The following is a 12,892-nucleotide window of genomic DNA, read 5'->3' on the forward strand; positions in this document are numbered from 1 at the left end:
GAACTGCCTCCGCCCCACCGCATTCATGTCTCGACGATCAGAAGTTGTACGTGTTCCCCAAGCATGAGTTGCTGAACTTGTGCGAGTTCATGTTGTCATTGGCGGTCATGCCGGACTTAATGTATATGCCCCCCATGTTGCTCACGGAACCGTTAGCCGCGACCATGAAGCAGGGGCCGAGATTCCCGGAGTTGTAGTACACGGAGAGCTTGGTGTCCGGGTCCTCATTCTCAATGGAGCTGACGTTGCTGGGGTAGCCGTCAGTGTAGTAGAGAGGCGCGTTGCCGTTGTTGTCGTAGGCGAGGTTGCGCCAGTTGAGCTGCGAGTTGTAGTCTCTCCTCTTCCATCCCTCGAAATTGCTGTTCGAGTAGAAACAGGCGTGGTCGTAGTCGCAGTAGGCCTGCGCGGGCCCGGCTAGGGCGATTCCTGCGCCGAACAGAGATACCACGGCAAGCAACATTGCTGAAATCCGTCGAATCATAAGTCTTTCCTCGTTTTTGATCGTGACCGGTGAACGGCGATAGGTGTCCGCAATACGGCGCCACATTGCGTACCGCCCGCGGGTGTGTGTGTTGTGTGCACGTCAGGTGCGCGGTCGAAGGGTAACCGATCTTTGGTCGATGTCAACCTGCCTCCTCCTTCCCCCGGTTGGGTGTGCTCCCGGACGGCGCCTGACTCCACCAGCGAGGACATCCGCCGCCCCCTTTGCGGGCGATCGGTCGTCGCCTCCATAACCGAGTCCAATTTCACGAATAGGCACGTGTTTACAGGCCGATATTGCGTACGTTCTGGGGCTGTTGTGTCCTAAACGTGAAAAGGGCCTGTCTGTAGGCAGCTCTTGGTTAGCCCGGATCGTGCACCGCCCGAAGCTTGCGCCACGGTGACAGAGCCGCCGATATCGCTCGGTCCAGCCTGGGCGACCAGCAGTACGGCCCCGGCCTGGGACACCACCGCCCGGCCGTCCCGCTCGACGCGGACACCTGGGTAGGACCCGATACGCTTCTTCACCTGAGAAGTGCCTCCGGCTATGGCAGGAACAAGGACCTCGACTATCCTCATTCTTGCTGGTCAGAGGCACTTTTCGTTTACCTGATCACCTGTCCGACACCGCGCTTCATGAAAGCGCGAGGTTAGTGGTGCTGTGCGAGCCGCCCTGCGGGAGGACCTGGCTCCACACCAGGGCCGCCGCCCTCAACCTCCGCCGTCTGATCAACCTCGGACTCACCCGCACCAGCCACACCTGGCACCTCGACCCGGCCACCACATAGGGCAAGCGGGCCGCCCGGCCTCCGGCCGGACAGCCCTCAACAAGACCTTCACCGGGCTTCTAGACGGCCCGCTCGGGGGACGTGCGGCGCAGCACGCGCAGGGAGTCGGTCACCGAGACCTCCTCGAAGGCGCCGGAGGCGAGGGCGCGCAGGTAGATCCGGTACGGGGCCTGGCCGCCGTCGGCCGGATCCGGGAACACGTCGTGGATGACGAGCGTGCCGCCCTCGGCGACGTGGGGGGCCCAGCCCTCGTAGTCGCCGGTGGCGTGCTCGTCGGTGTGGCCGCCGTCGATGAAGACCAGGCCGAGCTTGCCGCCCCAGGCGGCGGCGACCTGCGGGGAGCGGCCGACGATCGCGATCACGTGGTCTTCCAGCCCGGCCTTGTGGAGGGTACGGCGGAAGGTGGGCAGGGTGTCCATCAGCCCGATCTCCGGGTCCACGACCGTCGGGTCGTGGTACTCCCAGCCCGGCTGCTGCTCCTCGCTGCCGCGGTGGTGGTCCACGGTGATCGCGGCGACGCCTGCCTCACGGGCGGCGTCGGCCAGCAGGATGGTGGAACGCCCGCAGTACGTCCCGACCTCCAGCAGCGGCAACCCGAGCGCGGCCGCGGTGGTGGCGGCCTCGTACAGGGCGAGCCCCTCCCGTACGGGCATGAACCCCTTGGCCGCCTCGAAGGCGGCGAGGGTCTCCGGCTTGGGGCTGGCCATGTGTTCCTCCTGAGCTGCGACTGGTCGGCCCATGCTGCCCTACCGCTGAGTAGCGGTCCATGGCGGGTCCCGAGTCCGAGTCCCGAGTCCTGGGGTCCCGGGTCCCGGGTCCCGTGGTCCGGTGCGGCACCGTTGCGGGGGCTCTGCCCCCGAGCCCCCGCGCCTCAAACGCCGGCGGGGCTGCAAGACCGGGGCTCTGCCCCCGAGCCCCCGCGTCTCGAACGCCGGCGGGGCTGCAAGACGGGGGCTTCGCCCGAGCCCCCGCTCCTCAAACGCTGCGGGGCTGCAGGACGGGGGCTTCGCCCGAGCCCCCGCGTCTCGAACGCCGGCGGGGCTGCAATTGCCCTGCGGGCAATCCAGCGCCGCCGAGCGGACGGCATCAGCCGAATTCAGCCCCGGCGGCGTTTGAGGCGCGGGGTGCGGGGCGGAGCCCCGGTCCTGCAGCCGGACCCGCGGACCGGGCGGGGCTGGAGGCTCAGCGGCCGAACAGGCCGCCGCCCCCGTCGGCCCGGCGCTGCTCGCGCAGCGTCCGTCGGAACTCCGCCCGGGTGTCGGACACCTCCTGGGCCAGCCGGCGGCTGCCCGCGAGGAAGGGGAGCCGGTGCAGCAGCAGGTTCATGTGCGCCAGCGCGCTCGCGGGATCGCCCGCCTCGCCGATGCTGCGCAGCACGCGGTGGGCCACTTCCGGATCGCCGTGCTCCGCGAGTTCGGCGAGGTCCGGGAAGAGCCGCCAGTACAGGGGCGCGGCGGCGGCGAAGTCACCGAGCAGCCAGGCGTCGTGCGCCAGCCGGCGCCGCACGTCCAGCAGGACCGGACTGTCGGCACTCAGCGCCCACTCCAGGTCGGGCAGCAGCGGCCCCAGCCAGGCCCGCTCGCTCTCCGCCCGCTCACGGGTGCGCGCGTCCCACTGGCCGTCGCGGTCGCGGGCCCCCCGGTGCATGGCCGAGGCCAGGTGGTAGCGAGCGGTCAGCGTGACCGGGACGTGCGTGCCGAACACCCGGGTCGCCTGCCCGATGATCTCGCGCAGCTCCTCCTCGTGCCGCCGGCCGTCGCCGGGCCCGAAGGCCGCGGCCTCGCCGACGTACGTGGCACGCGCGGTGATCGTGTCCGGGTGCTCGAGGCCGAGGACCCGCACCATCCTCGGCAGGATGCGCTCCAGCTCCGTGACGGACCGCCCGCGGACGCGCATCGCGTGGTGGTACGCGGCACGCATCGTGAGCGGGTCGTGCGCCCCGAGCTCCTCGGCCAGGTCGGAGGTCAGCATGCCGAGCCGTTCCACGACGTCGGCCGGGCCGTCCTCCAGCAGTTGCGTCAGCCTGCGCCCCAGCATGGTGCGGACCGGATCGCCCACCCCGGTGTGCACGGTGGGGGAGTAGGACGGCGGAGGCGGCCAGGGGGCCGCCGGCGCCGTCACGGGCGCTGTCACCGGAGGGAGCACGGGCACGGCGGGGTCGCCGGAGGCGGCGACTGCGCCCCGGGCGATCTCCGCCAGCCGCCGGGACACCTGGCCCGCGCTCTCGGGGCGCTCGCGGGGGTCCTTGGCGAGCAGGTCGAGCACGAGGGAGTCCAGCGCGGCCGGCAGACCCGCCTGCAGAGAACTGGGCACGGGCGGCCGCGTCGTGAGGTGCTGGGCGAGCAGCTCGTGCATCTCCCGCGCGGGGAAGGGGCGGGCACCGGTCAGCAGCTCCATGAGGACGCAGCCCAGGGCGTACAGGTCGGCCCGGCCGTCGACGGGCACGCCGTCCGCCCCGCCGGTCCACCGCTCGGGCGCCATGTACGGGAACGACCCGATGATCATGCCGGTGGCCGTCAGCTCCGTACCGGGCCCGCCCCGGGCCTTGGCGATGCCGAAGTCGAGGACCTTCGTCACCCCGCTCCCGGTGACCATCACGTTGGCCGGCTTGATGTCCCGGTGGACGATTCCGGCGTCGTGGGCGGCGCCGAGCGCGTCCGCGATCCGCGCGGCCCAGTCCAGGGCGTCCGCGAGCGGCGGTACTCCGGCCTCCAGGACCTCGGCCAGGCTGCGGCCCTGGAGCAGCTCCATGACGAGGAAGACGGCACTGCGCCCGGCCCGTTCGGTACGCCCGAAGTCGTGGACGGTGGCGATGTTGGGATGCGCGAGGTTCCCGGCCAGGCTGGCCTCCCGCTCGAACCGGCGCGTCTCCTCGGGCGACTGTGGGTATCCGATCTTGACGGCGACCTGGCGGCCCACCCGGCTGTCCTCGGCCCGCCACACCTCGCCGAAGCCGCCCTGGCCGAGCAACTCCTCCAGTGAGTAACGGCCTTCGATCAGTTCCTGCACGCGCCCGGCCCCCGTCACTGCATGATCCACCCCGTTCGGCAGAGCATTATCGCCGAGTGCGAGGGGCCGGGGGCTCAGTGCGTCACGCGTCGCACTCGAACCACACCGTCTTGCCCCTGGGCAGCGGCACCGTGCCCCAGCGGTCGGTGACGGCCTCGACCAGGAGCAGCCCCCGGCCGCCCTCGGCCAGTCCCCCGCCGTCGCGCGCCAACCGGGGAGGGGAGGGGCAGCCGTCGGACACCTCCACCCGCACCCCGCCCGGCCGGCACAGCATGAGCACCGAGCAGTCCCGGCCGGGGACGTGGCGTACGACGTTGGCGACCAGCTCGGTGAGCGCCAGCTCAGCGGCGTGGGTCAGCCCGCCGTGGCCCCAGCTCGCCAGCATCATCCGCAGTACGCGCCGCATGTGCCGGGCCGAGTGCTCATTGACGGTGAAGCCCATGTGGTAGCTGTCGTCAATCTCCCCGGGGGAGAGGTGAGTTGCGTGATTCATGTCACCAGGGTGAGGTGGCGTGGTTACGCTCGGCTACGGACCGAAACGAACGCCGCACGGCGTGGACTTGGGGGTGACCTCCTCATGGTCAACATCCGCGATCTGGATCCCAGCGCCTCGCCGCTGGACTACTACGGCTCGGAACTGCGCCGCCTGAGAGAGGACGCGGGGCTGAAACAGGGGGCGCTGGGCGGCATCGTCTTCTGCACGGCCTCGCTGATCGGGCAGATCGAGACCGCGAGGAAGGTCCCGACGCGGGACTTCTCGGAGCGGGTGGACGCGGCGCTCGGGACGGGTGGGGTGTTCTCCCGGCTGGTGGGGCTGGTGTTGCGGAGTCAGCTGCCGAGCTGGTTCCAGGCGTACGCGGAGATGGAGGCGAAGGCCGAGTACATCTCGACCTACCAGTCGCAGCTGGTCTACGGGCTACTCCAAACGGAGGCCTATGCGCGCGCCCTGCTCGGCGTCGACCGCCCTGATCAGGTCGACGAGCTGTTGGCGGCCCGCATGGAGAGGCAGCGCATCCTGGAACGCGAGCACCCGCCAGCCCTATGGGTGGTGCTCGCCGAGGCGGCATTGCATCAGGAGGTCGGCGGGCATGAGGTCATGCGAGACCAACTCGCCCACCTGTTGGCCTTCCTGGAGCGGCCGTGGGTGCAGGTCCAAGTGCTGCCCTTCTCGGCTGGACAACACACAGGAATGCTCGGGTCGTTCAACCTCCTCCGCTTTGACGACGACCCGGACTTGTTCTACGAGGAGGGCTATGCGCAGGGTCACATGACCGCCAACCCGTCACTGATCAAGGAACGTTCGGTCGGCTACGCTCGGCTGCAAGCCGAAGCACTCTCCCCGGAGCGCTCGGTCGCGCTGATCGCTCGCGTAATGGAGGAACGTTATGGAGAACGGCCTGGACCTGACGAGCGTGCAATGGCGTAAGTCGTCCTTCAGTGGAACCACCGGCGGCGATTGCGTCGAGTGCGCCCCCCTCGGCGCCACCGCCTGGCGCAAGGCCTCGTACAGCGGCGGCACCGGCGGCGAGTGCGTCGAAGTCGCCACCCAGCCCACCCAGGTCGCCGTCCGGGACTCCAAGAACCCCGAAGGCCCCGCCTTCACCGTGAGTCCCGCCGCCTTCGCTGCGTTCGTCGGCGCCCTCTAGGAGCGGAGTGGAGTACATAGGACCGTTCCGGACGGTCTCGGTGCTCGGCCAGGGCGGTATGGGCCGGGTCGTGCTGGGGGTGGCGCCGGACGGGCGCCATGTCGCGGTCAAGCAGGTGCATGCCGACCTGGCCGAGGACGAGGGGTTCCGGGCGCGGTTCCGCCGCGAGGTGGACGCCTCGCGGCGGGTGGCCGGCGGCTACACCGCGGCCGTGATCGACGCCGACCCCGACGCGGAGAGGCCGTGGCTCGCCTCGCAGTTCGTGCCGGGGCCTTCGCTGGGCCAAGCCCTGGACGCCGCCGGGCCGCTGCCCGAGGAGGCGGTGCGCCGACTGGCCGCCGGGCTCGCGCACGCCTTGGCCGACGTACACCGGGCGGGCCTGATCCACCGGGACCTCAAGCCGTCGAACGTGCTGCTCGCCGAGGACGGCGTACGGGTCATCGACTTCGGCATCGTGCGGGCGGTGGGCGACCAGACCCGGATCACGCACGACGGCTCGCTCATCGGGTCGCCCTCGTTCATGTCGCCCGAGCAGGTCCTGGGGCAGGAACTCACCCCGGCCAGTGACGTGTTCTCGCTCGGCGCGACCCTCGTCATGGCCTGTACGGGGAAGGCGCCGTTCGCCGGGAGTTCGGTGCCGCGGATCCTGCACGAGGTCGTGCACGCCGAACCGGACCTGAGCGGGGTACCGCCCGGCCTGCGCGGGATCATCGCGCTGTGCCTGGCCAAGGACCCGGCCGACCGGCCGAGCCCGGGCGAGCTGCTGAGCACGGTCGGCGGGCTGACGCCCTCGGCGCGGCCGTGGCCGAAGGCGGTGAACACGCTGATCGACGAGCAGACGGTCACGATGGGCGGGCTGCTGCGCGTGGCCGCGGCCGACACGGCTCCTGCCCGCCGCCGAAGGCCCCGGCCGCTGGTCGTGGCGGTGGCCCTTGCGGGCGTGGCGGCCGTGGCCGCCGTCGGGCTGACCGTGGGGCGGCCGTACGTCGTGGAGGCCTACCGCCAGGTCGTACCCGAGCCCGTGCCGACGCCCGGCACGACACCGCTGGCACAGCGGAAGGACGTGTACCCGGCGTCGCCCCCGCACTGTGAGCAGACCGTCCCCAAGCTGAGCGTGCCGTCCGGGTTCGAACCCGCGGGCGGGGCAAGTCCGCAACAGGCGTCGGGCGCGGAGGAGGTCGACTGCTACTGGGCAACCCGGACCGGTGACCAGATCCGGGTCGAGTGGCGGTTCTTCTCGACCTTGAAGGGCAAGGGCACCGGGGCCGAGCAGGCGAAGAAGTACCACGAGGCCTCCTACGCCCGCGGCAAGACCCAGCGCGAGCTCGCCCTCGGGTTCGCCGAGGAGGGGCTGTGGCAGCCGCCGGACTTCGAGGCGGATCCGAGCTGCAAGCTGCGCGTACGGGACGTCAACATGACGGTCGTCGTCTCGGTGAACGGTCCCCATTACCCGCCCGGAGAATGTGAGGCCTTCACCCGGGAGTTCGCCGGGCGGGCCGTCGACGTGGTGAGGGGACCATGAGACCACTCGGGGCGTCAGATCCGGCCGTGGCAGGGCCGTACCGGCTGCTCGCCGAGCTCGGCCGGGGCGGCATGGGCCGCGTGCTGCTCGGCGCCGCACCGGACGGGCGGCTCGTCGCCGTCAAGCAGGTGCACGCCCGGCTCGCCGACGACGACGGCTTCCGCGTCCGTTTCCGGCGTGAGGTCGCCGCCTCGCGCAAGGTCTCCGGCGCCTACACGGCCGCGGTCCTGGACGCCGACGCCGAAGCGGCCGCTCCGTGGCTGGCCTCGGTGTTCGTGGCCGGGCCCGCGCTGGGGGCCGCGGTGGAGAGCGCCGGGGCGCTGCCCGAGGAGACCGTACGGCGGCTCGCCGCCGGGCTGGCGACGGCCCTCGCGGAGATCCACCGGGCGGGGCTGGTGCACCGGGACCTCAAGCCCGACAACGTGCTGCTCGCCCGGGACGGGGTACGGGTGATCGACTTCGGCATCGCCCGGGTGGCCCGGCCCGGCGAGGTCACCGAGCTGACGCGGGCCGGAACGGTGATCGGCTCGCCCGCGTTCATGTCGCCCGAGCAGGCCGAGGGCGGTGAACTGACCCCGGCGAGCGACGTGTTCTCCCTCGGGTCGGTCCTGGTCCTGGCCGCGACGGGCCGCAGCCCCTTCGTGGCGCCGACGGTGGCGCTGACCCTGTACAACGTCGTGCACGCCGAACCCGACCTCCTCGGCCTGCCGCCGAGCTTGCGCGGCCTGGTCACCCGGTGCCTGGCCAAGGACCCGGCAGCCCGGCCGTCCCCGGCCGAGATCCTGGGCCTGACCGGCACGGCCGACGGCACGCAGTGGCCGCCCGCGGTCGACCGCATGGCCGCCGCACAGCAGGAGGAGATCGACCGGCTGCTCCGGGACCCGGACAGCACGGCCCGGCCGGCGGATGCGCATTCCGGCCCGGACGTGGACCCGGACGCGGCGACCGCCACCGCCCCGCGCGCGGTCCGCCCGGAACGGGCGCACGCGCCACGCGGCATGCGCCTGCGCCTGCGCCGCAGGAGCCTGCTGCTGTTGGCGGGGGCCCTCGTGGCGGCCGTGGCCGGACCCGCGTACCTGCTGCGCGAGAAGGAGGAGCCGCCGCCGAGGCCGCCGGCCGAAGCGGACCGGTACCTGAGCGTGCCGCGCTGCGCGGAGGCGGCCGGGAAGCTCCCGCTGCCGGCCCGGAACGAGAAGAAGGACACGTACGTCAACGAGGCCAGCTGGGCGTCTGCGCACTGCGCCTGGCTGCCGGTTTACGACGCCGCCCGCGAGAACGAGCCGCCGCCGCACGCCTCCGTCGCCTGGACCCTGGAGCGCAGCGGCCGCAGCGGGGACAGCGGGACGGAGCGCCAACGGATCGGCTTCGGCCACAGTCGCACCGAGACCGGCCTCGGGGTGGGGGACCAAGCGGAGTGGAGGCCGAAAGCGATGGAAACGGAAATCTGTCGGCTGCACGTGCGCGACGGCAACCTCGTGGTGCAGGTGGCCCTCGGCGGCCCGGAGCATCCCGCAGCGACCTGCGAGGCCGAGGCGAAACAGATCGCCCGCGCCGCGCTGGCGGCCGTCCCGCGCTGAGCGCGGGCCGAGTGGAGAGATGGGACGGGGTGGGATGGAAGACCTGGGGCCCTCGGGGCCGAAGCACGTGGGGCCGTTCGACGTGCTCGGCGTGCTGGGGGAGGGCGGTATGGGGCGGGTGCTGCTGGCGGCAGGGCCCGACGGGCGCCTCGTAGCCGTCAAGCAGGTGCTCGCGCACTTCGCCGGGGACGAGGGCTTCCGGGCCCGGTTCCGGCGTGAGGTCACCGCCTCGCGCAAGGTGTCCGGCGCCTACACGGCGGCGGTGATCGATGCCGACGCGGACGCCCCGACGCCCTGGCTCGCCTCCGCGTTCGTGGCCGGACCGTCCATGAGCGCCGTCGTCGAGGAGGTCGGGGTGCTGTCGGAGGACGTCGTACGGCGCCTCGCTGCGGGGTTGGCGTCGGCCCTGGCGGAGATCCACCGGGCCGGGCTGGTGCACCGGGACCTCAAGCCGTCCCACGTGCTGCTCGCCGAGGGCGGCGTGAGGGTCATCGACCTGGGCATCGCGCGGGCGACGGAGCCGGGGGCCGAGGGGGACACCGAGCTGACGCGGACCGGCATCGTGGTCGGCTCGCCCGCGTACATGTCGCCCGAGCAGGCCGAGGGCAGGCCGCTCACCCCCGCCAGCGACGTGTTCTCGCTCGGCTCGGTGCTGGCCATGGCGGTGACCGGCCGCAGTCCGTTCGCCGGCACCTCCGCCCTCCGGACGCTCTTCGACGTGGTGCACGCCGAGCCCGACCTGAGCGCCGTCCCGGCGGGGCTGCGCCACGTCGTCGCGAGCTGCCTGGCCAAGGACCCCGCCGCCCGGCCCTCCCCGGCGCGGTTGCGCGAGCTGATCGGTCCGGTGGCTCCGGCGGGCCGCCAGTGGCCCTCCGCCGTGTACGGGATGATCGCCGCGCAGCGGGCGGACATCGACCGGCTGCTGGACGGCCGGGCCGAGCCGTCGGCGCCGACCGACGCCCCGGATGCCCCTGCGGCGCCGCTCGCGGGGGCCGGCCCCCGGACCCCCGCGCCTCGAACGCCGGCGGGGCTGGATTTGGCTCCGGCGGTGCCTGGAACGCAGGCGGGGCTGCACATGCCCCGCAGCCCGTGGCGTGCTCCGCGCCGGATCGCGGCCCTGACGGCGGCCGGTGTGCTCCTCGTGGCCGGTACCGGGGTCGCACTGTACGTACGGGATCGGGTCACGGCTCCCATCTCCTACACGGCCGTCCCGACCTGTCAGGCGGCGCACGGGAAACTGCCCCTGGCGTCCGGGTCGCCGGCCCGCGACACCCGGTCCGAGACGGCCAAGGGTGTGCGGGCGGCCTGCAATTGGGACGGGCTCCACACCGCCGCGTCACCGGCCGCGCTGGTCCGGTGGGACCTGAGCCTCGGCGGAGACGCGGGCGCCAACGCGGGTACGCAGAGGCGGCGATTCCAGGAGGAGGCGGCCGGTCAGCGCGAGGCCTCCCGCCTCGGGTTCGGCACCGAGGCCTACTGGAGCTCCCCCGGTGCTGACTGGAGCTGTGTCCTCGCCGTCCGCGAGGGCAATCTCTCCGTCTGGGTGGGCCTCCAGGCGAAGCCGTACACGAAGGGCGACTGCGAGGCGAAGGCGAAGGAGGTCGCCAGGGCCGCGCTGAAGGCCGCCACCCGCTGATCCTGCCAGTGATGCGGCCGCCGAAGTACACCGCTACCTGACCTTCCGTCAGATTGGAACGTGTTCTAGTCTGCCGCGCATGGGCATCGGAATCACGCAAGAGCAGCGGGAGTTGGCCGAGGCGGTGCGCGGGTGGGTGGCGCGGGCCGTGCCGCCCGAGGAGGTGCGCAAGCTCCTCGACACCCCGCCGCAGACCGGGGCGCGGCCGGCCTACTGGGACGCGATGACCGCGCAAGGGCTGCTGGAGCCGCACCTGGACGGCGGCACCCTGCTCGACCTCGCCGTGGTGGTCGAGGAGGCCGCGCGGGCCGCTCTGCCCGGGGCGTTCCTGCCGAGCGCGCTGGCCTCCGTACTCATGGACCGGGCCGGGGCCGAGCCCCTCGCGGGCCGGGTCGGGGCCGTCGCGCTCGGCCCGGGGAGCCTGACCGCCGTCGCCGTCGAGGGCGGGGGGCACCTGCTCGACGGGCTCGCGCCCCCGGTGCTCGGCGCCGGCGAGGCCGACCTCGTCCTGCTCGCCGCCGACGCCGCGCACGGCACCCGCTGGTTCGCCGTGGACGCCGCCGCGCTGGACATCCGTACGCACGAGAGCGCCGACCCGACCCGCCCCACCGCCGAGGTGCGGGCGCGCGGGGTCACGGCCCCGCCCGGCCGGCTGCTGGAGCTGGACGCGGCCCTGGTCCGCGACCTGGCCTGCACCCTCCTCGCCGCCGACGCCTGCGGCACCGCCGCCTGGGCACTGCACACGGCCGCCGAGTACGCGAAGGTGCGCGAGCAGTTCGGCCGGCCCATCGGGCAGTTCCAGGGCGTCAAGCACCTGTGCGCGGACATGCTGGTGCGGCTGGAGCAGGCCCGGGCACTGGCCTGGGACGCGGCTCAGGCGATGGACGAACCGGCGGAGGTGCGGTCGCTGGTCGCCGCCCTGGCGGCCGGGAGTGCGCTCGACGCCTCGTACTCCTGTGCCAAGGACTGCATCCAGGTGCTCGGGGGGATCGGCTTCACCTGGGAGCACGACGCCCACATCCATCTGCGGCGGGCTCTGGTCGCCCGCCAGCTGCTGGGGCCGGGGGACGGGCACCGCGTACGGGCCGTACGGCTCGCGGCGGCGGGGGCGCGGCGGGAGATGCGGCTGAAGATGCCGCCCGAGAGCCTGCGGGAAGGTGAGACGTACCGCGCGAAGGCCCGTACCGCCATCGAGGACGCGCGTGGCCTCGACCCGGTGGCCGCCCGCCGGATCCTGGCCCCCACCGGCTACGCGGCCCCGTACCTCCCGCCCCCGTACGGCCTCGGGGCGGGCCCCGTCGAGCAGCTCGTCGTGCAGCAGGAGCTGCGGGCCGCCGGGGTCAAGATCGCCGACCTGGGAATCGCCACCTGGGTCGTGCCCTCGCTGCTCGCCTACGGGACGGACGCGCAGCGGGCGGCCTACGTCCTGCCGACCCTCAGCGGGGACGTCACCTGGTGCCAGCTCTTCTCGGAGCCGGGCGCCGGCTCCGACCTGGCCTCGCTGCGGACGAAGGCCGAGCGGACCGAGGACGGCTCCTGGAGGGTCAACGGACAGAAGGTGTGGACGAGTTCCGCGCACAGCGCCGACTACGGGATCCTGCTGGCCCGTACCGATCCGCAGGCGCCCAAGCACAAGGGACTCGGCTACTTCGTCGTCGACATGAGGAACACCCCCGGCATCGACGTCCGGCCGCTGAAGGAGATCACCGGGGAGGCCCTCTTCAACGAGGTCTACTTCGACGACGTGCTGCTCCCGGCGGACGCGCTGGTCGGCGCCGCCGACGGCGGGTGGAAGGTGGCCCGGAACACCCTCGGCAACGAGCGGGTCCACATGGCCGACCAGATGAGCTTCGACACCGGCCTCGAAGCCCTGATCACCCGCTCCGCCGGCCTCGACGGCACGTACGCGGCGCGGATCGGCGCGCTGGCCGCCGAGGCGCACGCCCTGGCCTGCATCGGGCTGCGCACCACGCTCCAGCAGGTGTCGGGGCTGGAGCCGGGCGCGGGCGCGTCCGTACGCAAACTCCTCCAGACCCCGCACCAGCAGCGGACCGCCGAACTCGCGCTCGAACTGCTGGGGCCGGCGGGCGCGGTACGGGAGGGGGCGGGGGAGCGGGCGGTGCACGGGATGCTCATGTCCCGCTGCCTGACCATCGCCGGGGGCACCACGCAGGTCCAGCTCAACGTCGTCGCCGAGCGGATCCTCGGCCTTCCCAGGGACTAGGAGTCAGCGG

General features: G+C 72.6%; 10 protein-coding genes and 1 pseudogene. 6 read left to right on the forward strand and 5 right to left on the reverse strand.

Annotated features, from left to right (window positions below; translation table 11 throughout):
• Positions 1–37: 37 nt before the first annotated feature.
• The 5 genes and pseudogenes from AB0D48_RS21080 to AB0D48_RS21100 form a co-directional block, all read right to left on the reverse strand.
• A complete protein-coding gene (locus AB0D48_RS21080; protein WP_362398804.1) occupies positions 38–460 on the reverse strand; it encodes a hypothetical protein in 423 nt (140 codons plus the stop codon).
• Positions 461–845: 385 nt separating this feature from the next.
• Positions 846–1,008 (reverse strand): annotated as a pseudogene (locus AB0D48_RS21085) (IS1380 family transposase); the annotation flags it as partial.
• Positions 1,009–1,327: 319 nt separating this feature from the next.
• Positions 1,328–1,975, reverse strand: a complete 648-nt coding sequence (locus AB0D48_RS21090; RefSeq protein ID WP_362398806.1) for a class I SAM-dependent methyltransferase — start codon at positions 1,973–1,975, stop codon at positions 1,328–1,330.
• 475 nt (positions 1,976–2,450) lie between these two features.
• Entirely contained in the window at positions 2,451–4,277 is a 1,827-nt protein-coding gene (locus AB0D48_RS21095; protein WP_362398809.1) for a serine/threonine-protein kinase, read from the reverse strand.
• An 82-nt stretch (positions 4,278–4,359) separates the two neighbouring features.
• On the reverse strand, positions 4,360–4,770 hold the full coding sequence (locus AB0D48_RS21100; RefSeq protein WP_362398812.1) for an ATP-binding protein: 411 nt from the start codon (positions 4,768–4,770) through the stop codon (positions 4,360–4,362).
• Positions 4,771–4,854: 84 nt separating this feature from the next.
• Between AB0D48_RS21100 and AB0D48_RS21105 the strand changes: the two genes are divergently transcribed.
• The 6 genes from AB0D48_RS21105 (at position 4,855) to AB0D48_RS21130 (ending at position 12,882) form a co-directional block, all read left to right on the forward strand.
• Positions 4,855–5,703 (forward strand): helix-turn-helix transcriptional regulator, encoded by an 849-nt coding sequence (locus tag AB0D48_RS21105; RefSeq protein ID WP_362398815.1) that lies wholly within the window; start codon positions 4,855–4,857, stop codon positions 5,701–5,703.
• Positions 5,663–5,923, forward strand: coding sequence for a DUF397 domain-containing protein (locus AB0D48_RS21110; protein ID WP_362398818.1), 261 nt, complete (start codon positions 5,663–5,665; stop codon positions 5,921–5,923). The genes AB0D48_RS21105 and AB0D48_RS21110 overlap by 41 nt, the downstream gene beginning before the upstream one ends.
• A 7-nt stretch (positions 5,924–5,930) precedes the next feature.
• Positions 5,931–7,445 (forward strand): serine/threonine-protein kinase, encoded by a 1,515-nt coding sequence (locus AB0D48_RS21115; protein ID WP_362398821.1) that lies wholly within the window; start codon positions 5,931–5,933, stop codon positions 7,443–7,445.
• On the forward strand, positions 7,442–9,022 hold the full coding sequence (locus tag AB0D48_RS21120) for a serine/threonine-protein kinase (protein WP_362398824.1): 1,581 nt from the start codon (positions 7,442–7,444) through the stop codon (positions 9,020–9,022). The genes AB0D48_RS21115 and AB0D48_RS21120 overlap by 4 nt, the downstream gene beginning before the upstream one ends.
• A 34-nt stretch (positions 9,023–9,056) precedes the next feature.
• Entirely contained in the window at positions 9,057–10,658 is a 1,602-nt protein-coding gene (locus AB0D48_RS21125; protein WP_362398827.1) for a serine/threonine-protein kinase, read from the forward strand.
• A 79-nt stretch (positions 10,659–10,737) separates the two neighbouring features.
• On the forward strand, positions 10,738–12,882 hold the full coding sequence (locus tag AB0D48_RS21130; protein ID WP_362398834.1) for an acyl-CoA dehydrogenase family protein: 2,145 nt from the start codon (positions 10,738–10,740) through the stop codon (positions 12,880–12,882).
• The last annotated feature ends 10 nt before the right edge of the window (positions 12,883–12,892 follow it).

The organism is Streptomyces sp. NPDC048269, from assembly GCF_040652395.1.
In the GTDB taxonomy this organism is placed as follows: domain Bacteria; phylum Actinomycetota; class Actinomycetes; order Streptomycetales; family Streptomycetaceae; genus Streptomyces.